The following is a 24,267-nucleotide window of genomic DNA, read 5'->3' on the forward strand; positions in this document are numbered from 1 at the left end:
AAGAAAAAAAGGAAACTTAAAGTAAGGTTAAGCGGTCGCCCAGGAAAAGCTTGCCAGAATCTAAAACGCTTGCTCTAATTCCGCCGCAGTTTGCAAATGCTTCCATAAAATTCATCTTTTTAGTAAGCAAAGCCGGCCTTTGACAAGGCTCGCATAACTCTACGCCTAGAAGTTTAAGTCCACCCAACTGAAAGGTAATGCCCACAAGCTGATTTAAGCCTAATGGCGTCATTCCATCAATCAGAATATTGCGCCTAGTTTCCGCAGCAGTAAATTGCGGGTGATGGCGCTCACTTAAAAAATCATTTGCTTGCGTAATGCCAGCCTGAGTAATCAAAGTAACATCACGCATCTTTGCTGGAGTAGTGTTGGAGAATGCTCCAAGGCCGTTTGCATAACGGTCACCGCTGATTCCGAGATGAGCAATCAACTCAATCTCTTCAATAGAGCGCATCGGCGCCCCGGCCGTTGGCGCAATGAACATCGAGCGAATCAAAGCATTGGACTTCATAAATAAACTTTATTACATTGCCAACCAATAAAAAAGCCCCATTTGATGTGGGGCTTGTTTTTATGCAACTACAGGCGCAATCGCTGGAGTAAATTTTCTGATGGCTCGTTGCAACTTATTTTTGTCTTTTGGCTTAGTGCTTGTTTCAAGCATTTTAGTAAGCTGAGCAAGGTTTAAGGGCCCCAATCTTGCTTTACCAGTCTTGGTAACCATGGAGTCGTTTTTTCTGTTTCTTTGGTTTTGGCCAGCAGCCATAATTTTTTCCTAGAGTATTGGAATGATGAATCCACGAGGCTGACTCAGCAGATTCCCCTATCTAGGGCGCGGTATAGTGATCACAGTTGAGAATAACAGTTCTTCTTGAACAATTTCGTTTTGTGAAAGAATTTTGATGAAAACCTATATTTCAGTCATTTTGGTAAGCTTATTTGGATTAATAGCCTGTGCAGCAGAAATTACGAATGGCTCTGACGCCAATCATGTGACATTTCTGAATAGCGACGGGGCATCAATGGCTACGCTTACTCAGAAAGCGAATGCTTATTGTGCGCAGTATGGCAAGAAAGCAACCTTTAGAAAGAATGACAGCAGCTTAGTGACTATATTTGATTGCAACTTGCCGCAATAAACTGCAGCAGCTTAGCCAGCTAAATTCGATTGATAAATCAGGCCAGCGTGTTCACGTAAGGCATGGAATTGAATAGATTCCCATCGTTGTTGGGCGACATCGAGTTCTGACTTATGTGAGGCCAGAAAAACAGAGGCACCTACAACATCCTCCGCCATCCGATGAATATTTTCCTGAATAAATTTTTTCAGGGCAACAGGATCATCAGAGCTAACCCAACGAGCCAAGTTGTAACGTGCGGGCAATAAGCGCACCTCTGCTCCATACTCTGTTTGTAGGCGATGACTCACAACTTCAAACTGCAACTGACCAAAGGCGCCTAATAACATGGTGCCGCCCATCATGGGGCGAAACACTTGAATCGCCCCTTCTTCACCAAGTTGCATGAGGCCCATACGCAACTGCTTTGAGCGCAAGGGATCGGCGGATTCAACCATGCGAAAAATTTCAGGGGCGAAGAAAGGTAATCCCGTAAATTGCAACTGCTCTCCTTCGGTGAGGGTGTCGCCTAGTCTGAGAAGACCATGATTGGGCAGGCCAATGATGTCACCAGGAAAAGCCTCATCCAAAATATCTCTGCGTTGCGATAAGAACGAAAGCGCATTGTTCGTGCGAACTTCTTTACCGTTGCGACAAATTTTAAGCTTCATACCGCGCTGAAAGTGACCCGAGCAAATACGTAAAAAGGCGACACGGTCGCGATGCGCTGGGTCCATATTTGCCTGAATCTTAAAAACAACTGCCGAGAATTTATTCTCCGCAGGACTGACTTCCCGTTGTAGCGCCTTGCGCGAGCCAGGTGATGGCGCCAATTCAACTAGGGTATTGAGAATTTCTCGCACGCCAAAGTTATTAATGGCAGAGCCAAAGAAAACCGGGGACTGACGTCCAGCCAAGAACGCTGCGCGATCAAAAGCAGGCATGGCATTTTTAATAAGATCAACCTCAGCAAGCGCTGTTTCGAGATCAGTTCCTAGGCGGGCTTTTAATTCAGGATCGTTGACATCCACTATCCCATGCGAATCTTCAGTCACACGATCTTCGCCTGACTTAAACATACGCATTTGCATCTTGGCGATATCAATCACGCCAGCAAAGGACTTGCCCATGCCTACAGGCCAAGTGAAAGGAACCACCTCAATGCCTAGAGCCGTTTCAATTTCATCCATTAATTCCATGGGCGGCTTCACTTCCCGATCCATTTTGTTAATAAACGTCACGATAGGTGTATTGCGTGCACGACAGACTTCAAGGAGTCGTAAGGTTTGCGACTCTACGCCGTTGGCTGCATCAATCACCATTAAAGCCGAATCGACTGCAGTGAGAACGCGATAGGTATCTTCGGAAAAGTCTTGGTGACCCGGCGTATCGAGTAGATTAATAATGCAATCACGGTATTCCATTTGCATGACTGAGCTGGCAACAGAAATACCGCGCTGCTTTTCAATTTCCATCCAGTCAGACGTAGCATGCCGCGTGGCTTTTCGCGCCTTAACGCTACCAGCAATCTGAATTGCCCCCGCATACAGCAATAGCTTTTCAGTAAGCGTCGTCTTACCCGCATCTGGGTGAGAGATGATGGCAAAGCTGCGACGTCTTAAAACTTCTGCGCCCGGGGTGTTGGATAAAATGGTATCGATGGTGATTCTGCGTGTGATCTAGTAGGACGGGATTATAAGCGGGTCAGGCTTGGCATCAGAACTGCTCCTCGGATCTGACAAAGCGCCATTTACCAGCTGGCAGCGCCCCCAAAGAAATTCGGCCCATACGCACGCGTTTGAGGCCCAACACCTTTAGGCCAACCATTTCACACATACGCCGAATCTGACGCTTGCGACCTTCGCGTAAGACGAAGCGCAATTGTTCTTCATTCTGCCAGCTCACTTGAGCAGGCTTTAAGGTGACGCCGTCTAGTTCTAGACCATGCTTTAAGCGATCGAGGTTCTCAAAAGAGAGCTCACCCTCGACTCTCACCAAGTATTCTTTCTCGATTGGACTGTTTTCACCAATGAGTAGTTTTGCAATTCGACCATCTTGAGTTAAGACCAGCATCCCCGTGGAATCAATATCTAGCCGTCCTGCTGGGGCTAAGCCGCGAGTATTAAAGCGCACACTTCGTCCTTTATCTAGGGGGCTGGCAAAGTAGTTCTCTGGCGTAATTAAAGAAGCCGCAGGGGGATAGTCTTTCTCGTCGTCAAAGTGGGAGATAAAGCCGACTGGTTTATTCAAAATGACCGTAACGCGAGAGGCCTGCTGCACTTTGGCGCCCGATTGCAGCTCAATTTTTTGGTAACGAAAGGCGCGTGAGCCTAATTCATTCACGACTTCACCATCCACGGTGACCAAACCCTGCTCTATATAAGAGTCTGCCTCACGCCGAGAGCACAGGCCAAGCTCAGACAATAATTTTGATACACGAACTTTTTCTTCCATCCCCACATTATCGAGCAAATACTTTCTACGCCATAGGGGCTTAATATAAAATCGTGACTCATTTGAAAACTTACGCAGTATTCCATAAGGGCAGTTAAATTGAAAACCACACTAAAAAAACCTCCAATTTATAAAATCCTTTACTTTCAAGTACTTACCGCTGTTGTAATTGGAGTTTTGCTGGGGCATTTCTATCCATCACTCGGGGTGGACATGAAGCCGTTTGGTGATGCATTCATCAAAGGCATCAAGATGATAATTGCCCCCATTATTTTTTGTACCGTTGTGGTTGGCATTGCGGGCATGGAAGATATGAAGAAAGTCGGCAAAACTGGCGGTTTGGCGCTCTTGTATTTTGAAATCATGAGTACGATTGCATTGGTGGTGGGCTTAGTTGTCGTGAATGTCTTGCAACCAGGCTCAGGCATGAATATAGATCCTGCGAGCCTCGATACCAAAGGGATCTCCGCGTACACCGGTCCCGGCAAGATGGGCAGTACGACCGATTTCTTAATGAATATCATCCCGAATACAGTGATTGATGCTTTCGCTAAAGGCGAGATCTTGCAGGTATTGTTCATTGCGGTTTTATTTGGCTTCGCTTTGCATCGTTTTGGCGGACGCGGAACCGTGGTATTTGATTTCATTGAAAAGACATCGCATGTGCTATTCGACATGGTGGGCGTCATCATGAAATTCGCACCTATAGGCGCGTTTGGTGCCATGGCATTTACGATTGGAAAGTACGGAATTGTTTCCTTATTTTCTTTAGGCAAGCTGATGGGTACTTTTTATATCGCCTGCTTTCTGTTTGTATTCGTCGTACTCGGCATCGTGGCGCGTTTAAACGGATTTAATATTTTCAAATTTGTGCGCTACATCAAAGAAGAGTTGTTAATTGTTTTAGGCACCTCCTCTTCTGAATCAGTACTGCCTCGCATGATGGAAAAAATGGAGCTCTTAGGCGCCAAGAAAAGCACCGTAGGCTTAGTGATTCCAACGGGCTATTCATTTAATTTAGACGGCACATCAATTTACTTGTCGATGGCCGCCATCTTTATTGCACAAGCCACTGACACACCAATGACCATTGTTCAGCAAGTCACTCTCTTGCTGGTTCTGCTCTTGACATCCAAGGGGGCTGCGGGCGTAACCGGAAGCGGCTTTATTGTTTTGGCGGCTACCTTATCTGCGGTGGGTAATGTACCTGTCGCAGGTTTGGCAATCATTCTCGGCATCGATCGCTTTATGTCAGAGGCGCGCGCTCTCACGAATTTAGTCGGCAACGGCGTAGCCACGATTGTGGTTGCCAATTGGACGGGCGACCTAGACCGGAAGCAATTAACAGCTGTTCTGAATCGCGATAATTGGATTGAATCGCAAGAGCCAGAGTTGATATTGGATCAACATCAGGACAAGATGCGCTAGTAAATGCTTTGCAACCTAGGTTACTTGTTAGTGATCTAGGTTCTCACAATATAGACACTGCAGGGGGCTTCTTCGACAATCTTTGTCATCGAGGTTCTCCAAGGCGTTACTTTGTTCGGTGTTTTATGAGAAGCCCCAATCATCACAAGAGAGGCCTCATTATCTCTTGCGAACTCCACAATACGCGCAGCCGCATCAATTGCCTCAAGCACATGATATGAAATACGCTCTGGCGGAAGTCCAAGTGGCTTTGCCCATTCCATCAGCTGCACTAAGTGACCTCGCACAATACCACTCGCAGTCTGACTCTCTTCAGCGCCTTCAAATGTCGGCGTATTGGCTATCGTACTAATGCAAATCAGGCGCGACTCCGAATGCGCCTGCAGTAAATTTTTAGCGGTTGTTTGCATGCGTACGCGCAAATCTTGATCTGACTGTCGTGTATCGATTGCGGCAACCAAAAGAGGCGCCTGATCATTCGCTTTGCTTGGTCTAGGAGAAGGCGAAGGCTCGTACCCAGCCGCCCTAATCCAGCGCTTGAGGCTATCCCAAAAGCTTAATGGGTCAACTCGCTCAGCACGTTCAGTCAGCGTGACGGTTTCATGTTCACGTAGGGCTTGCCGAAGATGCGCAGCACTTTGATAGCGATCCGCTGCCCGCGGCTCTAAGCAGCGTAAGACAATTTCTTGCAACCAGCGCGGAATCTCTTTACGTATTGCGCGAGGTGGCAAGGCCTGCGCCCACATGCGCTTGCGTAAACCACTCATCGTCTGAGGGTTGCCGAAAGGCAAATGACCAGTCAGTAGCTCATACAGGATGACGCCAATCGAGAAAATATCACTACGGTAATCATCCCGAATACCGATGACTTGTTCTGGCGAAATATAGGGCGCTGAGCCAATCCCTTTACGCATTTCCTCGGCGAGTAAGTCCGGAAAGCGAGCGTGATGCGATAAGCCAAAGTCAATTAAGGTGAGCTTACCTTGCTCATCTATCAAAATATTTTCTGGCTTGATATCTAGATGAATTGCATCTTGAGCATGGAGCGATTGCACTGCTTGAGCAAGTTCAGCGCCAATATTGACAACTTCGGCGATGCTAAATTGTTTACCTTCTTTAATGCGGTCTTCTAAAGGGCGACCAGCAACTCGTTCCATGGCTATGTAAGGAAAGGCAGCCATATTTCCCGAGCCGAAATATTTAGGTACATAGGGGCTTTTGAGGGCGCGCAGGATCGTGAGCTCTGTTTCAAATCCGATCAAGCTTTCTACCGGTTGATCGCGACCCACTCGTGGAATCTTTAAAAGGATGGGAAGCTCGACACCCTCCTTGGTTGCGGAGAATAAGCTGGCCATGCCACCGCGGTGAACTTCTTTACCCAAAACAAAGCCATCGACAACCTTTCCTGCTTGGAAGATATCGTCAACAGCTTGAATATTGGAGGTACTCATCATCAGTTTTCTATTTACCAGTAATCAGACGATTCGCTAATTCCTCTGGTAAGCCAGCACGTCGTACCTTTTCTGCCGCCTTAAACTGATCGTATTGCAAGCGATGAAAGGTTAAGGCTTCTGTCTCGGGCTCAAATACTGCGAAGCAGGCCTCTGGATTACCATCCCTGGGTTGACCCAAGGAGCCAACAACGCCTACCCATTGACGATGCCGCATTACTGGAACCGCGTCACCTGGATATGGCGCAAAGCGGATGAGCTTGCCAACCGCGCTTTGATAAAACAACGCTTGTTCATGGGCGTGCCCTACAAAGGTATAGGCTTTGCCAGAAGCTTGCACACATTGCCAGGCACTCATACTGTCGGTAACGTAGTTCCAGTCCGCCGGTTGATGAGCTGAGGCATGGGTAAAACAAATATCTTCTTCATGAATAATCATAGGAAGATCTTTTAAGAATTGAACTTGATCTGCATTTAACTGTGACTTGGTCCACTCGATGGCGGCTTGGGCATTCACATTCATACTGGCGCTATTGTCTTTAAATACCGCCTCATCATGATTGCCAAGCACAGCGATCGCTTTCTCGGCGGCAATCAGCTCGCCAATACGATCAAGGACAGCGCAAGGGTCTGCGTTATAGCCAACGAGGTCACCTAAGAAAACCATGCGGGTAACGCCAAGCTCTTCGGCCTTCGCCATGCCGGCTTCAAAAGCCTCTAAATTACTATGAAGGTCGGCAAAAAGCCCAATACGCTCGTTCATGCGTGCATGATAGGGCAAAAACCGCGATAACAGAAGAACTAGTAGGGATTGACTGCTTGATCGGGGCGATTTTTAAAGCGCTTGTGAACCCAATAGTATTCTGCAGGTCGCAGACGAATCGCCTCTTCAAACAGGCGATTTAAGCGAGCCGTATCCTCTTCAGGATCTTCGCTCGGGAAATTTTCCAAAGGTTTTTTGATGGAGCAAAGATATCCAGACTCATCTGACTTTAAGGTCGTAAACATCGTGCATACCTCTGCACCGGCTATCTTGGCTAGCCTTGAAACTGCCGTAATGGTATTGGTTTGAATACCAAAAAAAGGAACGAAGGTTGAGTTCTTGGTTCCCAAATCAATATCGGGCGCGATGATAATGAGATTGCCTTTGCGGATCTCACGAATGATTTCCATCGAGTTGCCTTGGCGATCAATGGAGTTGCCACCAAAACGATTGCGCCAATCAATAATTTTTTGATTGAAGAAGGGGCTCTTCATCCGCTGAAAAAAGCCTGATGTACGTGGCCAGCCTTTTTCGTCTGCAAGGGCGCTCAAAATAATGCTGCCTTCAATGCCAACAAAATGCATGTTCACCAAAATTCGTGGCTTACGATCTGAAAGGTCTATCTCGGATTGGACTTCAATCATTTGACTCAGTTGTTTTTTAGAGCCAAACCAAATAATGCTTTTCTCCACCAAGCTACGCCCAAGTAGGCGCCAATGCTGTTGACTTAAATGATCGATTTCTGCTGAGCTCAGGTCAGGAAAACATAATTGGAGATTGGCTTTTACGACTTGACTGCGATCACTAGAGATGCGCCCTGCGAGCCAGCCGATACCATAGCCAGTTGCGACCAACAGCTTGTAAGGCAGCATGGACAGGAGCTTGAGTAAAGCTACCCCTAAATAATTTAAAAGCGTTTTTAACAAATGTTTTATTCTGCTGCGTAGCGTTTTAAGGTCTGAGGATAGCGCGCATGCAACTCTTCTACAGAGCCGACGGATATATCCAGATCATTTATTAATCCAGTTTCTAGGCGGTAGGCCCAGCCATGAACACTCAAATCTTGGCCGCGAGCCCAAGCATCTTGGACGATAGTAGTTTCACAGACGTTGACTACTTGCTCAATCACATTGAGCTCACATAAGCGATCTTGACGTTTAAGCGTAGGAATGGCGTCGCCTAAATAACGTTCGTGCTTCTGATGCACATCTTTTACGTGCCGCAACCAATTGTCCGCAAGGCCCACGCGCAAATCATTCAGGGCCGCGTTCACTCCAGCGCAACCGTAATGACCAACAACTAGGATATGTTTTACTTTGAGCAAGTCAATCGCAAACTGAATCACGGACAGGCAATTGAGATCCGTGTGGACCACCACATTAGCAATATTACGATGCACAAATAATTCGCCAGGCAACAGATTCACGATCTCATTGGCAGGCACACGGCTATCTGAGCAACCGATCCATAAATATTCTGGAGCCTGCTGAGAAACTAGGCGCTTGAAGAAATCAGGATCTTTAGCGACCATGTCTTGCGCCCAGTCGCGGTTTTTGACAAATAGATGATCTAGGGGTTTGGAGTTCTTCATAATGTAGGATTCAGTTTAAAGTACTTTCATGACGCCTATTTGGTTAAAACAAACCCCTACCGGTATTAAGTTAAGCCTGCACTGTCAGCCTGGGGCAAAGGTAACCAAGGTAGTTGGTCTGCATGCAGGCTGCCTAAAGATCTCCCTACAGGCCCCAGCAGTGGAAAATAAGGCTAATGAAATGCTTCTGGCTTGGCTAGCAAAACAACTCAAAATACCCCAAAAACAAATTCAGCTTCTTACTGGTCAAAGTAGCAAGATTAAATGTGTCGAAATCTGGGGTTCAATTACCCCAGAGCAAATTGCGCAAACTTTAACTCCTACGTAGTTACCAAAAGATTGCCCACAAAATGCCTAATATGAGGACCCATTTGCCGACATAGTAAACAGTTCGATGACTGGCTTTCAATTTTTTGGCTTGCGCTCGAAGCGCGTAAAAGTATTTGAACAGGACGTTGACGAGCCCCACCTTTTCTCCTGCGACATTTTGCGAGGAGGCTGCGCTCATTACATAGCGTCCAAACCAACGATTCAGGACTTGTAGGAGCTTGGTGTAAACTGGCCGCTCAATATCGCAAAATAAAATAATGCGTTGTTGCTCCGTCTCATTAGCTGCAAAATGAATATACGTTTCATCAAACATGACCGCTTCGCCGTCTTGCCAAAAATAATGCTGTCCATCCACATTGATATAACACTTTGGGTCATTCGGCGTCATTAAGCCCAAGTGATAACGTAAGGAGCCTGCGTAGGGGTCGCGATGCCGAACTAAAGTCGCCCCCGGCGGTAGAGAGGCAAACATCGCCGCCTTAATTGAGGGAATAGATTTCAGTAAGGCCACTGTCTTGGGGCAATTAAGTTGAGCGGAAGGGAGTTCTTTGCCGTACCAATACAGATGAAAACGTTTCCAGCCAGTACGAAAAAAGGAATTGAAGCCAATATCGTTATATCCAGTAGCAGCCGCAATTGCCCCATCTGCATTAAGGGCGAGGGCTTCTTGACGAATCATTTCCCAGTGATCCTGTAAAGGTTTAAGATCCGGAAAATCATTTACTGGAATATAGGCGCCTGCCTTTATTTTAGAAAATAGATAAAGCAAGGAATTAATGGGCGCTAGTAATACTTGATAGTCTGTCAGAGAGCGTACTAGGCCAAACCGCACTTTCCCTCGAAAATAAACGTATATTGCAGATGCAATAAAAATAAAAAAGATGATGTGACGTAATTGCATAAAAGTGACCATTTAACCTTATAGACACTATTTTAATTTGTGTTGGGTACTTTTCTGTCAATTTCTATTCAAACTTTGCACATATACTAATTAAGATTAATTAACATTCGCTTTTAGGCATCTATTTGGCGCTGAAAAGGGGATTCACAGAGGAAATAATGATGGGCAAATTTATTCGATGGCTTTTCAGTCTGATATTGATTGGCTTGGTTGGTCTGGCAATTTACACTTGGGCAATGCTCAACTGGAGTTATGGCAGCGGGGAGCGTGCGGGATATGTTCAAAAGTTCTCCCACCGCGGATTTATCTGTAAAACTTGGGAGGGCGAGCTGGCCATGGTTTCCATGCCCGGTACGATGTCAGAAAAATTCTTCTTTACGGTGCCAGAAGAGGCTGTGGCGCAGAAAATAAATGCTAACCTTGGCAAGAAGGTTGCCTTAAAGTACAGCCAGCATATCGGTTTACCCTCAACCTGTTTTGGCGATACGGAGTATTTTGTCTACGATGTGTCTGTTTTAGAGGAATAATCGGCCGCTGTAGGGAAATTGCTGTATCGCAGCTTTATTTTTATAATTTTTTGTGGTTAAAATAAGTACAGCGCACAGTGCGCCTACACCAATATCTATAAGGAGCTTCACTTGAACAAAGCAGAACTAATCGCAGCCATTGCTGAAGATGCTGAGATCTCAAAAGCCAAAGCTGAATTTGCATTAAATTCTGCTATTGAGCAAATCATTAAAGCAGTTACTAAGGGCGACTCAGTTCAACTGATCGGCTTCGGTACTTTCGCTTCTGGCAAACGTGCTGCGCGTATGGGTCGCAACCCAAAAACTGGCGAGCCACTCAAAATCGCTGCTGCTAAAACAGTGAAGTTCTCTGCTGGTAAAGCATTTAAAGATTCAGTAAACAAGCGTAAGAAGTAATTCTGCCTTGCATAGAAAAGCCCGGCATGCCGGGCTTTTTTTTGTTGCCTACACTTTGCGCTAAATGACAAACAATGTCCGCGCACGAAAATCTTCAAAAGTACCTTAGCTTTGCACCAGGCGCTTATGGCGATGAATGCTCATCAAGATGCCCGCACCAAGCCCTAGGGTCACTAGGGCAGTTCCACCATAGCTAATAAAGGGTAGCGGGACGCCTACCACCGGCAGTAAGCCGCTCACCATGCCAATATTGACAAAGGCATACGTAAAGAAAATAAGCGTTACGGAAGCCCCAAGTAGGCGGGTGAATAAATTTGGTGCGCTTGCTGAGATGGCTAAGCCCCTTTTGACCAAAGCGAAAAATAAGGCCAAGAGAATCATATTTCCTAAGAGGCCAAATTCTTCCGAGTACACGGCAAAGATAAAGTCGGTATGTTTTTCTGGAATAAATTCGAGGTGTGCTTGCGTGCCATGAAACCAGCCTTTTCCAAAAAAACCGCCCGAGCCGATTGCAATCATAGATTGAATGGTGTGGAAGCCTTTTCCAAGCGGGTCGGTAGTGGGGTCTAGCAAAGTACAAATTCGATGCTTTTGGTAGTCGTGTACAAACGGCCATACAACATCATTTGCACAAATGGTATTACCAAAAATAATAATGAGCAGGATGCCTAGGATTGCAAGACCCACGAATGGCAGAATCCATTTCCATGGCAATCCGGCCAAAATAATCACGTAGAGACCCGCGGCAAACACCAGTAATGCAGTACCTAAGTCAGGTTGGCGCGCGATGAGCATGACGGGAATGCCAAGTATGACCGCCGCAACACCATAGTCCCAAGCTTTTTGAATGCCTTCCCGTTTTTGGAAATACCAAGCCAACATTAATGGCATAGCGATTTTCATAATCTCCGATGGCTGAATTACTATTCCAATATTGAGCCAACGCCGTGCCCCTTTCTTGACCAATCCAAAGGCGGCAACGGCAATCAGTAGGGCTACTCCCAGGCCATAAATCCAAACAGCAGAAATTTCTAGCCACTTGGGCGGAATGCGCGACACAAGCCACATCACCGCAAAAGAGAGCACGAGATTGCGAATCTCATCGCCAATCGACACCGGTGTATCTTGACTGGCAGATAAAAAGGTAAAAAAGCCGACTGCCGCTAAGCCAAGTAATATCAGGCCTAGCTGGCGATCGAGACCAGCAAAAAACCCAAAGAATACTTTTTGAACGACTTTTAAGGGGCTCTTTTCCACTCGGGAACCTCCGCAGGCCATTTACCTTCAAGGTAGTAATCCAATGCCTTGCGTGCAATCGGTGCCGCATACTGCGCACCAAAGCCGGCATTCTCAACAACCATGGCGAGCACAATGGTTGGCTTATCAGCAGGTGCAAAAGCAATATAGAGCGCATGATCGCGCAAGAATTCCGCAGTGGCCCCATGCTTATAGTCCTTAGAATTCAGACTGAAGACTTGTGCAGTGCCTGTTTTGCCACCCGCTCGGTATCCCGTATCTTTAAAGGCGGCTGCTGAGGTGCCGGAAATATTCACTTCGACCATGGCCTTCTTAATCACTTCAATATTTTCAGAGTTTAAATTGATCCGGTAACTTTCTTTTGGCGTGGTCAGCTGTTTTTGACGCGTAAAGGGGTCTTCAATCGCTTTCACCAAATGGGGCTTCATCACAATGCCGTTATTGGCCATATTAGCCATCCCATGCGCTAATTGCAAAATCGTAAAGGCGTTGTAGCCTTGACCAATGCCCAAAGAAATTGTTTCACCCTCATACCATTTCTGCTGCTCAGGTTTTTTGAAGAGATTTCTTTTCCATTCGGTCGAAGGTAAGACGCCTTTTGATTCCCCGCGTAAATCAATCCCCGTGATTTGACCTAAGCCAAAGGGTTTCATGAAGTCATGAATCATGTCGACGCCCATATCGCGGGCAAGCATGTAGTAGTAAGTGTCACAGGATTCTACGATGGACTTCTGCATATCGACGGTGCCATGCCCGCCTTTTTTATCATCACGAAAGGTGTGATTACCAAAATCAAAATAGCCAGGATCAAAAATAGTTTGTGATGGGGTGCGTTTTTTATTCTCTAAAGCAGCCAGGGCCATGAAAGGTTTATAAGTAGAGCCGGGTGGATAAATTCCTTTCAGCGGCCGGTTATAAAGCGGTTTCTGAGGGGAGTCATTGAGTTCTTTCCAGGTAACTGAGTCAATGCCCTCAACAAAATCGTTTGGATTGAAATTGGGCTTTGAGACAAAGGCAAGTACGTCACCCGTGGCTGGCTCTATGGCCACAAAGGCGCCCCGAAAATTTCCATAGAGCTGTTCAACTAAATATTGTAATTTGACGTCAACCGACAGAACGATATTTTTCCCGGCTATGGAAGGTGAGCTAGCTAAAGTGCGCACCGGTTTGCCGCCCGCAGTGATTTCTACCTGATCATATCCAGGCACGCCGCGCAAAACACTTTCATAACTTTGCTCTAGGCCAATTTTTCCGACGTACTGAATACCTGGCAAGAAGGAGGCTTGTAGAGCATCGGGGTCATCTGCTTTCGAGTCCTCAATTTCAGTCAGCATGCGCTCTCGATCTTTTTGGGATACGCGACCTATATAGCCAATCAGATGTGAGGCAAGTTCGTTATAGGGATACTCGCGGAAACTACGCGCATGGATCTCAACACCGGGAAAGCGAAAGCGATTAGCCATAAAGCGAGCTGTCTCGGCTTCTGTCAACATCGAGCGTAGTGGAAAAGTCCCCATCTTGCGCGAGTCTTCGAGAGAGCGCTTGAGATTGCGACGATCACGCGGTGAAATCAGCACAATTTGAGATAACTCATCCATCAACTCATCCACGCCGACAGTGATTGCTTCAGCGTTCACATCCAATGTAAGTGCTGAATAGTTCCTGCCAATCACAACGCCATTACGGTCAATGATCAGTCCCCGATTGGCTGGAACGGGTATGAGAGCAATGCGATTATTTTCTGCTTGAAGGGCATATTTATCGTGGCTCACTAATTGCAACCAAACTAACCTGGATAGCAGTAGCAAAAAACAAAAAGTGACAAACAAGGTCGCAATATGAATGCGCTCTTGAAATGAATTGAGATCGGGTTTTTTAAAAGAAACCATACCGCGTCTCAAATTGGACGGTTATGGTCAACATGAATTGGCCGACGTTGGGGCGCTAATAGAATCACGGTCGCTAATGGCCACAATAGCGCCTCTATGAGGGCCTGCAAAGCAGCGGACAATGCACTCCAGTACATCTCTCCACTGAGAATCCAGTGCGTCAGCACAGGAAAGAGTGACACCATCAGAAATAAAGGCAATAAATGGAGTGCCTGAGTCAGAAGACCCAAAGGCAGAATACGTCTGTGCCAAGAAATCGCTAGATAAGCCACTAGAGAGTAACTAAATCCATGTAAACCCAGTAGCTCCGAATTGTGTACATCCATTAGGAGACCAAGTCCAAACGCCAAAATAACGCTGACGTGACGATGCTGATGGATATTCCAAAACACAATGCAAATAATCAACCAGTCCGGAACCCAACTATAGTTATCTATAGGGAGTAGATTGAGCATCAAAGCGCAAAACAGGCTGAAATAAATAAATACCTGATTGACTGGGCGCAGAATGTAGCCGCTTTGATAATCAATCATTGCATTCCTCGCGCACGGGTTTGGCGTCTGCCAGGGGCGCTGCTGCTTGCATCATTCAATTTATTTCCTGATGAAGCCGCTTTTGCATCCCATTGTGGGTCATATAAAAAGGCGAGCGCTTGACGATAGCGATTGATGCCTGCTACTGGCGTACAAAGGACATTAGATGAATTTCTATCGGCATTGCGTTCAATGCGGTTGATGACAGCAACAGCAAAGCCAGGTGGATAGATGCCATCAATACCAGAGGTAATCAGTAAATCACCAACCTCTAGGTCGCTGGCAACCGGAAGGTAGCGCAACTCTAAGGGCTTGCCTCGCCCAGCTCCAAAAACGGCGGCTCTTAAGCCATTGCGGGCAACCTGTACTGGAACAGCGAAATCGCGGTCTTCAAGTAAAGAAACTTCAGCGGAATGATCGTATAGACGCACCACTTGCCCAAGAATGCCTGTGTCACTTGCAATTGGATTGCCGAGCTTTAAGCCATCGCTACTGCCCCGATTAATCACGATGCGCTGAGAAATGGAATTGGGCGGGTTAAAGAGAATTTCAACAGGGAGTGTTTTAAAGGTTACTTGCTTTTGTAAGTCTGCTAGTTGACGCAGATTCTGATTTTCAGTTGATAACAATTCTGATTGATTTGCCAACAAGGAAAGTTCTGCAAGGCGCACTTTCATTCCTTGATTTTCTTGTGCAAGGGTGCCGCGGGTCGTAAAGTATTCCGATGTTGCCTCAACCGCATCCCGTGGCAACAACATGACATACTCCAATGGGCGCAGAACCTGATTCACTGCATTGCGTACGGAATCCAAGGGTTTAAAGCGCGCATCGATCAGCATCAATGCCACGCTGAGCGAGAGACAGACAATCAGTTTGACTAAAGCGGGAACGCCTTGTCTGAACAGAGGAGGAGCGCTATATTGCAATTCCCAAATCGACGTTTAAGTCGCTTACTCTTGTGAGAACACGCCGCCCAACTTGTCCATGCGTTCTAAAGCAATGCCGCAACCACGCGCAACGCAGGTGAGAGGGTCTTCAGCAACATGAATCGGTAGGCCGGTTTCTTCCATGAGCAGGCGATCAAGATCTCGTAGCAGAGCTCCGCCGCCAGTCAACATCATGCCGCGCTCAGCAATATCGGAAGCGAGCTCAGGAGGAATCTGTTCGAGTGCCGCTTTTACTGCAGTCACGATTTGATTTAAAGGGTCAGTGAACGCTTCCAGCACTTCATTGCTGGTCACGGTAAAGCTGCGTGGAATGCCTTCGGAAAGGTTGCGACCTTTGACTTCCATTTCACGAACTTCCGCTCCAGGAAACGCAGAGCCAATGGTCTTTTTGATTAACTCAGCAGTTTGTTCGCCGATGAGCATGCCGTAGTTGCGGCGAATGTAATTGGTAATCGCTTCATCAAACTTATCACCGCCAACACGCACGGATCCTTTGTAGACCATGCCACCTAATGACATCACGCCAACTTCAGTTGTGCCGCCACCCACGTCCACCACCATCGAACCAGCCGCTTCAGAAACTGGCAGACCTGCACCAATGGCAGCAGCCATAGGCTCTTCGATCAGGAACACTTGGGAGGCACCAGCGCCCAGAGCGGATTCGCGAATGGCGCGACGCTCAACTTGAGTGGAGCCACAAGGTACGCAGATGATGATGCGTGGGCTCGGTTTGAGTAACTTACTCTCATGCACCAGTTTGATAAATTGTTTGAGCATTTGCTCGGTGATTGTGAAATCGGCAATTACGCCGTCTTTCATGGGGCGAATGGCTTCAATATTCCCTGGAACGCGCCCGAGCATGGCTTTTGCTTCTTTGCCAACGGCTAAAATGGTCTTTTTGCCATTTGGGCCGCCTTCGGTGCGAATTGCCACAACCGACGGCTCATCCAGCACAATACCCCGCTCACGCATATAGATTAAGGTGTTGGCGGTGCCTAGGTCGATGGCTAGGTCATTAGAAAAGTAGCTGCGGAAAAAACCAAACATGATGTAGTGGGAGAATAATAAAAGTTAATGAAAATATATACAGGAATGATACTCTAGCGCCCCATGAATCTGAACGATGTCCAGCGCATTGCGCACCTTTCAATGCTTGAATTAAGTCAAGCAGACGCCGAGGCACTTTTGCCCCAGTTACAAACTGTCTTCTCTTTGGTTGAGGAGATGCAGTCGGTTGACACCTCTGGAATGGCGCCTTTGGCGCATCCCATCCTTTTTCTGCGTGAACTGGCCCAACCACTTAGAGAAGATCTAGTGACCGAGCAAGATCACCGAGCGGAAAATATGCAATCCGCCCCCGCTCAAGAAGGCGGCTACTTTTTAGTTCCTAGGGTGATTGAATGAGCTGGCACAACACTCCAATCGCCTTAATGGCCAAGGCACTCGCAGCTAAAGAAGTCTCCAGCATAGAGCTCACACAGTACTTTTTAGACCGTATCGAGGCCGGGAAGCGTTGGAATGCATTCTTGGATGTAAATGCTCACTTAAGTTTAGAGCAAGCAAGTAAAGCAGACTTATTAATCTCATCTGGTCAATCTGGGCCGCTAACAGGTATTCCAGTGGCACACAAAGATGTTTTCGTTACGCGCGGCTGGAAGTCCACTGCCGCCTCAAAAATGCTAGAGGGTTACCTTAGTCCTTTCGACGCTACCGTAGTGGCTAATTTGGGAATGCCAAGCGAAGATAATCCTCGTGGAGCTGGCATGGTCTGTTTGGGGAAGACCAATATGGACGAATTCGCTATGGGCTCCTCCAATGAAAATTCAGCCTACGGTCCAGTGCCCAATCCCTGGAATGCCGAATGTGTCTCAGGGGGATCCTCCGGAGGATCCGCTGCGGCAGTCGCAGCTGGTCTGGCGCCGATTACTACTGGAAGCGATACGGGCGGCTCGATTCGGCAGCCGGCAGCTTTTTGTGGCTTGACCGGAATCAAACCCAGTTATGGCCGGGTTTCCCGTTACGGCATGATTGCGTACGCCTCTTCCCTCGATCAGGCCGGCCCGATGGGGAAAACGGCAGAAGATTGCGCGATGCTATTGACTGCAATGTCCTCCCATGACCCTCGAGATTCCACCTCACTGGCTGATTCTGGTGAAGATTACGGGCGCTATTTGCAGCAAGCTTGGAAGGCAGGCAATACCAATGTCGCTAAACCCTTAGAAGGTCTGCGCATTGGTCTGCCAAAAGAATTCTTTGCCGAGGGCTTAGCTGAGGAAGTAGCGAATTCAGTAAACACCGCTGCTAAAGCACTGGAGGCACTTGGTGCCACATTGGTGGATGTCAGCTTACCTAAAACGCGTTTATCGATACCCGTGTATTACGTCTTAGCCCCCGCAGAAGCCTCGAGCAATTTAAGTCGCTTTGATGGTGTGCGCTATGGTCATCGTGCCGCAGAATATCGCGACCTCTCTGACATGTACAAAAAATCTCGTACTGAAGGTTTTGGTGAGGAAGTAAAGCGCCGCATCATGATTGGCTCTTATGTCTTGTGTCACGGTTATTACGATGCCTATTATTTACAAGCGCAGAAAATTCGACGCATTATTGCCGCTGATTTTCAAGCTGCATTTAATCAATGTGATGTGATTCTGGGTCCAGTTGCCCCGGATGTAGCCTGGCGCTTTGGTGAAAAATCCAAAGATCCTGTGCAAATGTATTTAGAGGATATTTATACCCTGTCTACTAACCTCGCAGGTCTGCCAGCAATGAGCGTACCTTGCGGTTTTAATAAAAACAATTTACCAATTGGCATGCAACTGATTGGCAACTATTTTGCAGAGGCGCGTCTGCTGCAAGTGGCGCACCAATATCAGCAAGCCAGTGACTGGCATTTGCGTCAAGCAAGCGAGGTGGCATGATGCAATGGGAAATCGTGATTGGCCTAGAGAGCCACGTGCAATTACGCACACAGTCCAAAATTTTTAGTGGTGCCAGCATTCGTTTTGGTGCTGGCCCAAACACCCAAGCCTGCCCGGTTGACTTGGCGCTACCAGGCGTCTTGCCTGTGCTGAATCGACAAGCGGTCGAGCATGCGATTCGTTTTGGTTTGGCAGTGGGCGCAAAGATTTCGCCCGCGAGTATTTTTGCGCGCAAGAATTACTTCTATCCAGACTTACCTAAGGGTTATCAAATTAGTCAGTTTGAAATTCCGGTAGTCGTAGGGGGCCATTTAGAAATTTTAGTCGGCGATGAAATCAAGGTGATTGAGTTGACGCGCGCACACATGGAAGAAGATGCCGGCAAGTCGGTACATGAAGAAGATTTCACCGGCCCTCATGGCGAAGCATCGAGCGGGATTGATTTAAATCGTGCTGGCACTCCTTTATTAGAGATCGTGACTGAACCCGTGATGCGAAGTGCTGCCCAAGCAGTTGCTTATGCCAAAGCCCTTCATGGCCTAGTGGTCTGGTTGGGAGTATGTGACGGCAATATGCAAGAAGGCTCCTTCCGTTGTGACGCCAATGTATCGGTAAGACCTCTAGGTCAAGAAGAGTTTGGCACGCGCTGCGAAATTAAGAACCTCAATTCCTTCCGTTTTTTAGAAGAGGCGATTCAGTATGAAGTGCGCCGTCAAATTGAGTTGATTGAGGATGGTGGCACAGTTGTTCAAGAGACGCGACTCTATGACCCAGATCGCCAAGAAACCCGCAGTATGCGCAGCAAAGAAGACGCGAACGATTACCGGTACTTCCCTGATCCCGACTTACTGCCAGTAGTGATTGATGATGCTTGGATCGCGAAGGTGCGGAGTGACATGCCTGCATTGCCAGCGCAACTGCGCGAGCAATGGCAGGCAGAGTTTGGCTTGAGTGCTTATGACGTGCAATTGCTTACACAAGATCGCGCTACTGCCAAAGTGTTCGAGGATTTGTTAGAGATTGTGGGCAAGCCTTTGGCTAAGGCGGCAGCCAACTTAATTGCGGGAGAGTTCGCCTCAGCCTTAAATCGTGCGAACTTAAGCGCAGTAGAGGCGCCCTTGCAAGCCGAACATTTAGCGCCACTATTAACACGCATTGCTGACGGCACCATTTCGAATAAGATCGCAAAAGATATTTTTGCCACCCTTTGGGAAGAGGCCTTATCCGGCAAGCCAATCAGCACGGTTGATCACATCATTGACACTCAAGGCCTTAAGCAAATCAGCGATAGCTGCGAGCTTGAGGCCATCATTGATAAGGTCTTGGCCGCCAATGCTAAATCCGTGGAAGAGTTCCGCGCTGGAAAAGAAAAAGCCTTCAATGCCTTGGTAGGGCAAATCATGAAAGCCTCTCAAGGTAAGGCAAATCCGGGGCAGGTTAATGAATTACTTCGCAAGAAGCTAGGTTAAGTTCTTTTCAGAAAGAGATAGATGAGTGCAATAGATCCAAAGCAGGCAGAGCAAGAAGAATTAGTGGCGGAGTGGTTACGCTCTACCCCAGGTTTTTTTGAGCGCTATGCCACCCTCTTAAATGAAATCCGTTTGAAGCACCCCCACGAAGATCGCACGATTTCTTTGCAAGAGCGGCAAATGACTTTATTGCGCACCCAGAATCAAGAACTCAATCGCCGTTTAAGCGAGATGCTTCATTTTGGTAGTCGTAATGACAAAACCCAGCAAAGCTTGGTAGCTTGGTTGTTGCGCCTGATGAGTGCTAATAACCGAATGGAAGTTGAGGCTGCAGTCACGGCAGGTCTATCCGAGGTATTTGAAGTCGAATCTGCGCAATTACTTTCACCGAATTCCGCATTTGGACCTTGGGTTGACACGCCTTTGTGTGGCCCTGTGAAAGAGATGGCTGCGGCGAGTGTGGATCTGTTGGCCACCCAAGTGACTATAGATGATGAGGCGCAAAGTTTAGTAGCGATTGGACTACCTTTAGGTAAAAGCATTGGGGTTGCGCAGGCACCAGCCGCATTGTTATTGACTAGCAAAGACGAAACACGTTTTACTGCTGATATGGGCGCGTTTTATTTACGCCAAATCGCCGAACTGACTGCTGCTGCTTTGGATCGTATCCAGGCTTATGAGCACACAGCCGATTGAGCTTGAGTCACTCATGCAAGCGTATTTGCATGAGTTACATGTTTTACGTCAGCTTTCCGCGCATACTTTAAAGGCATATCGAGCCGACTTGACCGAACTGCAATCCTTTGCGGCCGAGGACTCAGTAGAGTTATTGCGCGTGACTAACGCCCATGTAAGACGTTGGGCTGGCCGACTGCATGCCCAAGGAAAATCTGCCCGTACTATCGCGCGCGCACTCTCCTCTTGGCGAGGTTGGTATGGCTGGCTCACTGAAAAGAATGCTCGTAGTGATGCGGCATCAGGCAAACTCAGCGCCCACTTAACAGCTAATCCAGTAGACGATGTTAAGGCGCCCAAGCGCTTAAAGTCTTTACCAAAAGCCCTATCGGTTGAGCAGGCCTTGGCGTTAGTTAAGCAAGCCTTAGATGAGGCCCAAGAAAAAAAAGATGCAGAGTCTATTCGGGACGCTGCCATGATTGATTTGCTCTATTCCTCAGGCTTGCGACTTTCAGAATTGCTAGGTATCGATGTGATGCAAAGCAAGGATCGCCAACAAGAATCTGCGGGATGGTTAGATTGGGACGCAGCCGAAGTGACCGTATTGGGTAAAGGCGGTAAGCGCCGCTCCGTCCCAGTTGGCGCTCCTGCAATGCAATCCCTGCAAGCCTGGCGCGCCGCGCGTAATGCCATTGAACCAGTACAAACTTCGTTAGCTTTGTTTACCTCTGCAACAGGCGCCCGTTTATCCCCCCGCACGGTCCAGGCGCGCCTTAGGACCTTGGCCATGAGGGCGGGGCTACCAACCCATGTCCATCCCCATATGATGCGTCACAGCTTTGCTAGCCACGTCCTGCAATCTTCCCAAGATTTGCGGGCCGTTCAGGAAATGCTGGGCCATGCCAGCATTGCGAGCACCCAGATATATACCTCCTTAGACTTCCAGCACTTAGCACAAGCCTATGACAAGGCGCATCCACGTGCAAAGGCTGGTAAAGACTAAAGAACTAGGTAAGATATTAGTTTTCTCATTTTGAGAAAGCTTCATTTCTAGATTTTGATTGGATTAGTAATGGCATTAATACCTGTAACGATTCTCACGGGCTTTTTGGGAAGCGGAAAAACCACGCTGTTAAAGCACATACTGACCGAGCAGCATGGCAAAAAGATCGCCGTGATTGAAAACGAATTCGGCGAAGAAAACATCGATAACGATATTTTGGTTCAAGACAGTCAAGAAAATATCGTACAAATGAGCAATGGTTGTATTTGCTGCACGATTCGTGGTGATTTAGTCGAAGCCTTGAATGCCCTTTGGGAGCAGCGTAAGGATAAAAAGATCAGTTTTGAGCGAGTAGTAATTGAGACCACTGGCGTAGCCAACCCAGGCCCAGTTGCACAAACCTTTTTTATGGATGACGATGTAGCCGATCATTATGTTTTGGATGCAGTGGTCACCTTGGTAGACGCTAAGCATGGTCAGCAGCAATTAACGGAGCATGAAGAGGCGCAGCGCCAAGTCGGCTTTGCAGATCAAATTTTCATTACAAAAACGGATTTGGTAAGCGAGGCCGAAGTAGAAGCTTTGCGTAATCGCCTGATGCATATGAATCCACGTGCACCGATTCAGGGGATTTCAAAAGGGGTAGTGCCGTTAGACGCCGTGCTAGATCTCAAAGGCTTTAATCTGAACGCAAAGCTGGATATCGATCCACACTTCCTAGAACAAGAAGACCACGACCATGCCGACTGCGGTCACGACCATAGTCACGACACGCATGGCCATGACCATGCTCACGATCACCACGGTCATACTGGGCATACAGATCGCATTCAATCCTTTGTTTTTCGTAGTGACAAACCCTTTGATCATAAAAAATTAGAAGACTTTTTAGGCGGCATTTTGGAGGTCTTTGGCGAGAAGATGCTGCGCTACAAAGGGGTGCTCTACGTGAAGGGTAGCAACCGTAAAGTCGTGTTTCAAGGGGTGCATCAGATGATGGGTAGCGATTTGGCTGGTCCTTGGGGTGCGGAACCCAAAAAAACCCGTATGGTCTTCATAGGCATCGATTTACCTAAGGACACTTTATTAGCAGGGTTGGAAGGATGTTTGGCGGGCTAAATTTCTAGTACAATCCGCCGCCACAGGCAATATTGATAAAAGGTAGCAAAACTTTGGCAGAATGAGGCAATAATGCTTCAAACCCATAGAAAGAATGAGATGACGGTAAAAACACCTACAAAATCTACAACTACTGCTAAAGCCAGTAGTAAAGCAAGCAAAGACGCCATCACCACTGATGCTGAACTGCTCGCTATGTCCGAGAAGGACTATATGAACGCAGCTCAATTAGATTTTTTCCGTCAGAAGCTCACGACTCTAAAAAATGATATTTTGAAGAATGCCTCACAAACTACAGAGCATTTGCGTGAAAACATTTTGGTACCCGATCCTGCAGATCGCGCGACCATCGAAGAAGAGCATGCTTTAGAGTTGCGCACTCGCGACCGCGAACGCAAGCTATTGAAAAAAGTGGAACAAGCTCTTGCGCGCACTGAGTCTGGTGACTACGGCTGGTGTGAAGAGACCGGAGAGCCCATTGGCTTAAATCGTTTGATCGCACGCCCTACTGCGAACTTATCGCTTGAAGCCCAAGAGCGTCGTGAACTGCGTCAAAAACTATTTGGCGATTAACTTGCAAGAGACACTGGCTTCAATGACTAAAGCGCTTCCTCACCTTTCCGATATCCCGCCTCTATTGAAGGCAGAAATTCTGGCAGAAGCTTTGCCGTACATCCGGCAATATCATGGCAAAACGATCGTGATCAAGTATGGCGGAAACGCCATGGTGGAAGAGCGCCTCAAAGAAAGCTTTGCCCGTGACGTCATCTTGCTTAAGCTAGTAGGCATGAACCCAGTGGTAGTTCATGGTGGAGGTCCGCAAATTGACGAGGCCCTGAAAAAGATCGGCAAATCGGGAACTTTTATTCAAGGCATGCGCGTAACCGATGATGAAACCATGGAAGTGGTGGAGTGGGTTTTAGGCGGCGAAGTGCAGCAAGATATCGTGATGCTGATTAACCACTTTGGCGGTCAGGCAGTTGGCCTCACCGGTAAAGATGGTGGCTTGATTCATGCAAGAAAATTACTGATGCCCGATGATAAAAATCCAGGCGCAACTATTGATCTCGGGTTTGTTGGGGAAATAGAAGCCATTAATCCAGCGGTGGTTAAGGCTTTGCAGGATGATGCGTTTATTCCTGTGATCTCACCAATTGGCTTTAGCGCCGAAGGACAGGCTTACAACATCAATGCTGATTTAGTCGCAGGCAAGATGGCAGAAATTCTGCGCGCAGAGAAGTTAGTCATGATGACTAATATTCCAGGGGTGATGGACAAGAGCGGCAACTTGATTACCGATCTGACCGCCCGAGAAATTGATGAGCTGTTTGCTGACGGCACGATCTCTGGGGGGATGTTGCCTAAGATCTCCTCAGCGTTAGATGCGGCTAAGAGCGGTGTGAATTCAGTGCACATTATTGATGGCCGTATTGAGCATTCGCTACTCTTGGAAATTTTGACCGAACAGGCTTTTGGTACGATGATTCGTTCCAAATAA

The 24,267-nt window shown here is 47.4% G+C and carries 26 protein-coding genes and 1 pseudogene; 13 read left to right on the forward strand and 14 right to left on the reverse strand.

Annotation, left to right across the window (positions count from 1 at the left end):
• Positions 1 to 16: 16 nt before the first annotated feature.
• A complete protein-coding gene (locus CP950_RS00160) occupies positions 17 to 511 on the reverse strand; it encodes an MOSC domain-containing protein (protein WP_243391868.1) in 495 nt (164 codons plus the stop codon).
• Between the two features lie 60 nt (positions 512 to 571).
• Positions 572 to 766: a hypothetical protein gene (locus tag CP950_RS00165; RefSeq protein ID WP_096671851.1), complete on the reverse strand. Its 195-nt coding sequence runs from the start codon at positions 764 to 766 to the stop codon at positions 572 to 574.
• A gap of 136 nt (positions 767 to 902) precedes the next feature.
• On the opposite strand from CP950_RS00165, the gene CP950_RS00170 reads away from it, so the two are divergent.
• On the forward strand, positions 903 to 1,139 hold the full coding sequence (locus tag CP950_RS00170; RefSeq protein WP_096671852.1) for a hypothetical protein: 237 nt from the start codon (positions 903 to 905) through the stop codon (positions 1,137 to 1,139).
• Between the two features lie 11 nt (positions 1,140 to 1,150).
• Here the strand turns inward: CP950_RS00170 and CP950_RS00175 are convergent, their stop codons facing one another.
• Entirely contained in the window at positions 1,151 to 2,770 is a 1,620-nt protein-coding gene (locus tag CP950_RS00175) for a peptide chain release factor 3 (RefSeq protein WP_096671853.1), read from the reverse strand.
• A gap of 64 nt (positions 2,771 to 2,834) precedes the next feature.
• Positions 2,835 to 3,572: a pseudouridine synthase gene (locus CP950_RS00180; protein WP_096671854.1), complete on the reverse strand. Its 738-nt coding sequence runs from the start codon at positions 3,570 to 3,572 to the stop codon at positions 2,835 to 2,837.
• Between the two features lie 99 nt (positions 3,573 to 3,671).
• On the opposite strand from CP950_RS00180, the gene CP950_RS00185 reads away from it, so the two are divergent.
• A complete protein-coding gene (locus tag CP950_RS00185) occupies positions 3,672 to 5,000 on the forward strand; it encodes a dicarboxylate/amino acid:cation symporter (protein ID WP_096671855.1) in 1,329 nt (442 codons plus the stop codon).
• A gap of 35 nt (positions 5,001 to 5,035) precedes the next feature.
• Here the strand turns inward: CP950_RS00185 and CP950_RS00190 are convergent, their stop codons facing one another.
• The 4 genes from CP950_RS00190 to can are packed head-to-tail and all read right to left on the reverse strand — an operon-like array spanning position 5,036 to position 8,805.
• Entirely contained in the window at positions 5,036 to 6,454 is a 1,419-nt protein-coding gene (locus CP950_RS00190; RefSeq protein WP_096671856.1) for a serine/threonine protein kinase, read from the reverse strand.
• Between the two features lie 7 nt (positions 6,455 to 6,461).
• On the reverse strand, positions 6,462 to 7,214 hold the full coding sequence (locus CP950_RS00195; protein WP_096671857.1) for a metallophosphoesterase family protein: 753 nt from the start codon (positions 7,212 to 7,214) through the stop codon (positions 6,462 to 6,464).
• A gap of 38 nt (positions 7,215 to 7,252) precedes the next feature.
• Entirely contained in the window at positions 7,253 to 8,140 is an 888-nt protein-coding gene (locus tag CP950_RS00200) for an LpxL/LpxP family acyltransferase (RefSeq protein WP_096671858.1), read from the reverse strand.
• A gap of 5 nt (positions 8,141 to 8,145) precedes the next feature.
• Positions 8,146 to 8,805 carry a carbonate dehydratase gene (can, locus tag CP950_RS00205; protein ID WP_096671859.1) on the reverse strand — a complete coding sequence of 220 codons (660 nt, stop codon included), beginning with the start codon at positions 8,803 to 8,805 and terminating at the stop codon, positions 8,146 to 8,148.
• A 28-nt stretch (positions 8,806 to 8,833) separates the two neighbouring features.
• On the opposite strand from can, the gene CP950_RS00210 reads away from it, so the two are divergent.
• Positions 8,834 to 9,133, forward strand: a complete 300-nt coding sequence (locus CP950_RS00210) for a DUF167 domain-containing protein (RefSeq protein WP_096671860.1) — start codon at positions 8,834 to 8,836, stop codon at positions 9,131 to 9,133.
• Here CP950_RS00210 and CP950_RS00215 read toward each other — a convergent pair whose 3' ends face one another.
• Positions 9,134 to 10,036 carry an aspartyl/asparaginyl beta-hydroxylase domain-containing protein gene (locus CP950_RS00215; protein WP_096672373.1) on the reverse strand — a complete coding sequence of 301 codons (903 nt, stop codon included), beginning with the start codon at positions 10,034 to 10,036 and terminating at the stop codon, positions 9,134 to 9,136.
• A 158-nt stretch (positions 10,037 to 10,194) separates the two neighbouring features.
• Between CP950_RS00215 and CP950_RS00220 the strand changes: the two genes are divergently transcribed.
• Complete coding sequence (locus CP950_RS00220; RefSeq protein ID WP_243391869.1) at positions 10,195 to 10,563, forward strand: hypothetical protein; 369 nt, start codon at positions 10,195 to 10,197, stop codon at positions 10,561 to 10,563.
• Positions 10,564 to 10,650: 87 nt separating this feature from the next.
• Positions 10,651 to 10,959, forward strand: a pseudogene (locus CP950_RS00225) (HU family DNA-binding protein); the annotation flags it as partial.
• A gap of 105 nt (positions 10,960 to 11,064) precedes the next feature.
• Here CP950_RS00225 and rodA read toward each other — a convergent pair.
• From rodA to CP950_RS00250, 5 genes are read right to left on the reverse strand one after another with little or no spacing between them, the layout of a single operon-like run.
• Positions 11,065 to 12,216, reverse strand: coding sequence for a rod shape-determining protein RodA (rodA, locus tag CP950_RS00230; RefSeq protein ID WP_096671862.1), 1,152 nt, complete (start codon positions 12,214 to 12,216; stop codon positions 11,065 to 11,067).
• The gene (gene mrdA, locus CP950_RS00235) at positions 12,198 to 14,105 is read right to left on the reverse strand and encodes a penicillin-binding protein 2 (protein ID WP_096671863.1); all 1,908 of its coding nucleotides are present in this window, start codon (positions 14,103 to 14,105) and stop codon (positions 12,198 to 12,200) included. Before mrdA ends, rodA begins: the two co-directional genes overlap by 19 nt.
• Positions 14,106 to 14,113: 8 nt before the next feature.
• On the reverse strand, positions 14,114 to 14,638 hold the full coding sequence (mreD, locus tag CP950_RS00240) for a rod shape-determining protein MreD (RefSeq protein WP_096671864.1): 525 nt from the start codon (positions 14,636 to 14,638) through the stop codon (positions 14,114 to 14,116).
• Positions 14,635 to 15,564, reverse strand: coding sequence for a rod shape-determining protein MreC (mreC, locus tag CP950_RS00245; protein ID WP_096671865.1), 930 nt, complete (start codon positions 15,562 to 15,564; stop codon positions 14,635 to 14,637). Before mreC ends, mreD begins: the two co-directional genes overlap by 4 nt.
• A 24-nt stretch (positions 15,565 to 15,588) precedes the next feature.
• The gene (locus tag CP950_RS00250) at positions 15,589 to 16,632 is read right to left on the reverse strand and encodes a rod shape-determining protein (RefSeq protein WP_096671866.1); all 1,044 of its coding nucleotides are present in this window, start codon (positions 16,630 to 16,632) and stop codon (positions 15,589 to 15,591) included.
• Between the two features lie 63 nt (positions 16,633 to 16,695).
• Between CP950_RS00250 and gatC the strand changes: the two genes are divergently transcribed.
• The 8 genes from gatC to argB all read left to right on the forward strand — a co-directional run bounded on the left by gatC (position 16,696) and on the right by argB (position 24,267).
• Positions 16,696 to 16,989: an Asp-tRNA(Asn)/Glu-tRNA(Gln) amidotransferase subunit GatC gene (gatC, locus tag CP950_RS00255; protein WP_096671867.1), complete on the forward strand. Its 294-nt coding sequence runs from the start codon at positions 16,696 to 16,698 to the stop codon at positions 16,987 to 16,989.
• A complete protein-coding gene (gatA, locus tag CP950_RS00260) occupies positions 16,986 to 18,503 on the forward strand; it encodes an Asp-tRNA(Asn)/Glu-tRNA(Gln) amidotransferase subunit GatA (protein WP_096671868.1) in 1,518 nt (505 codons plus the stop codon). Before gatC ends, gatA begins: the two co-directional genes overlap by 4 nt.
• Complete coding sequence (gene gatB, locus CP950_RS00265) at positions 18,500 to 19,972, forward strand: Asp-tRNA(Asn)/Glu-tRNA(Gln) amidotransferase subunit GatB (protein ID WP_207760169.1); 1,473 nt, start codon at positions 18,500 to 18,502, stop codon at positions 19,970 to 19,972. The genes gatA and gatB overlap by 4 nt, the downstream gene beginning before the upstream one ends.
• A gap of 21 nt (positions 19,973 to 19,993) precedes the next feature.
• Positions 19,994 to 20,668: a DUF484 family protein gene (locus CP950_RS00270; RefSeq protein WP_096671869.1), complete on the forward strand. Its 675-nt coding sequence runs from the start codon at positions 19,994 to 19,996 to the stop codon at positions 20,666 to 20,668.
• The gene (locus tag CP950_RS00275) at positions 20,649 to 21,650 is read left to right on the forward strand and encodes a tyrosine recombinase XerC (RefSeq protein WP_096671870.1); all 1,002 of its coding nucleotides are present in this window, start codon (positions 20,649 to 20,651) and stop codon (positions 21,648 to 21,650) included. Before CP950_RS00270 ends, CP950_RS00275 begins: the two co-directional genes overlap by 20 nt.
• A 69-nt stretch (positions 21,651 to 21,719) precedes the next feature.
• The gene (locus CP950_RS00280) at positions 21,720 to 22,769 is read left to right on the forward strand and encodes a CobW family GTP-binding protein (protein WP_096671871.1); all 1,050 of its coding nucleotides are present in this window, start codon (positions 21,720 to 21,722) and stop codon (positions 22,767 to 22,769) included.
• A gap of 195 nt (positions 22,770 to 22,964) precedes the next feature.
• Positions 22,965 to 23,342, forward strand: coding sequence for an RNA polymerase-binding protein DksA (gene dksA / locus CP950_RS00285; protein WP_419185561.1), 378 nt, complete (start codon positions 22,965 to 22,967; stop codon positions 23,340 to 23,342).
• A 22-nt stretch (positions 23,343 to 23,364) separates the two neighbouring features.
• On the forward strand, positions 23,365 to 24,267 hold the full coding sequence (argB, locus tag CP950_RS00290) for an acetylglutamate kinase (RefSeq protein ID WP_096672377.1): 903 nt from the start codon (positions 23,365 to 23,367) through the stop codon (positions 24,265 to 24,267).

Origin of the sequence: Polynucleobacter meluiroseus (assembly GCF_900205755.1) — a bacterium.
Taxonomy (GTDB): Bacteria; Pseudomonadota; Gammaproteobacteria; order Burkholderiales; family Burkholderiaceae; genus Polynucleobacter; species Polynucleobacter meluiroseus.

Excerpts from the sequence above, each read along its gene's own strand:
- CP950_RS00210 (WP_096671860.1), top strand. The coding sequence starts at position 8,834 with ATGACGCCTATTTGGTTAAAACAAACCCCTACCGGTATTAAGTTAAGC.
- CP950_RS00250 (WP_096671866.1), bottom strand. The coding sequence starts at position 16,632 with ATGTTTGGTTTTTTCCGCAGCTACTTTTCTAATGACCTAGCCATCGAC.
- CP950_RS00215 (WP_096672373.1), bottom strand. The coding sequence starts at position 10,036 with ATGCAATTACGTCACATCATCTTTTTTATTTTTATTGCATCTGCAATA.
- gatC (WP_096671867.1), top strand. The coding sequence starts at position 16,696 with ATGAATCTGAACGATGTCCAGCGCATTGCGCACCTTTCAATGCTTGAA.
- mreD (WP_096671864.1), bottom strand. The coding sequence starts at position 14,638 with ATGATTGATTATCAAAGCGGCTACATTCTGCGCCCAGTCAATCAGGTA.
- CP950_RS00270 (WP_096671869.1), top strand. The coding sequence starts at position 19,994 with ATGAGTGCAATAGATCCAAAGCAGGCAGAGCAAGAAGAATTAGTGGCG.
- CP950_RS00280 (WP_096671871.1), top strand. The coding sequence starts at position 21,720 with ATGGCATTAATACCTGTAACGATTCTCACGGGCTTTTTGGGAAGCGGA.
- CP950_RS00170 (WP_096671852.1), top strand. The coding sequence starts at position 903 with ATGAAAACCTATATTTCAGTCATTTTGGTAAGCTTATTTGGATTAATA.
- CP950_RS00165 (WP_096671851.1), bottom strand. The coding sequence starts at position 766 with ATGGCTGCTGGCCAAAACCAAAGAAACAGAAAAAACGACTCCATGGTT.
- gatA (WP_096671868.1), top strand. The coding sequence starts at position 16,986 with ATGAGCTGGCACAACACTCCAATCGCCTTAATGGCCAAGGCACTCGCA.
- CP950_RS00180 (WP_096671854.1), bottom strand. The coding sequence starts at position 3,572 with ATGGAAGAAAAAGTTCGTGTATCAAAATTATTGTCTGAGCTTGGCCTG.
- argB (WP_096672377.1), top strand. The coding sequence starts at position 23,365 with ATGACTAAAGCGCTTCCTCACCTTTCCGATATCCCGCCTCTATTGAAG.
- dksA (WP_419185561.1), top strand. The coding sequence starts at position 22,965 with ATGTCCGAGAAGGACTATATGAACGCAGCTCAATTAGATTTTTTCCGT.
- CP950_RS00275 (WP_096671870.1), top strand. The coding sequence starts at position 20,649 with ATGAGCACACAGCCGATTGAGCTTGAGTCACTCATGCAAGCGTATTTG.
- can (WP_096671859.1), bottom strand. The coding sequence starts at position 8,805 with ATGAAGAACTCCAAACCCCTAGATCATCTATTTGTCAAAAACCGCGAC.
- CP950_RS00220 (WP_243391869.1), top strand. The coding sequence starts at position 10,195 with ATGATGGGCAAATTTATTCGATGGCTTTTCAGTCTGATATTGATTGGC.
- CP950_RS00190 (WP_096671856.1), bottom strand. The coding sequence starts at position 6,454 with ATGATGAGTACCTCCAATATTCAAGCTGTTGACGATATCTTCCAAGCA.
- gatB (WP_207760169.1), top strand. The coding sequence starts at position 18,500 with ATGATGCAATGGGAAATCGTGATTGGCCTAGAGAGCCACGTGCAATTA.
- CP950_RS00195 (WP_096671857.1), bottom strand. The coding sequence starts at position 7,214 with ATGAACGAGCGTATTGGGCTTTTTGCCGACCTTCATAGTAATTTAGAG.
- CP950_RS00160 (WP_243391868.1), bottom strand. The coding sequence starts at position 511 with ATGAAGTCCAATGCTTTGATTCGCTCGATGTTCATTGCGCCAACGGCC.
- mrdA (WP_096671863.1), bottom strand. The coding sequence starts at position 14,105 with ATGGTTTCTTTTAAAAAACCCGATCTCAATTCATTTCAAGAGCGCATT.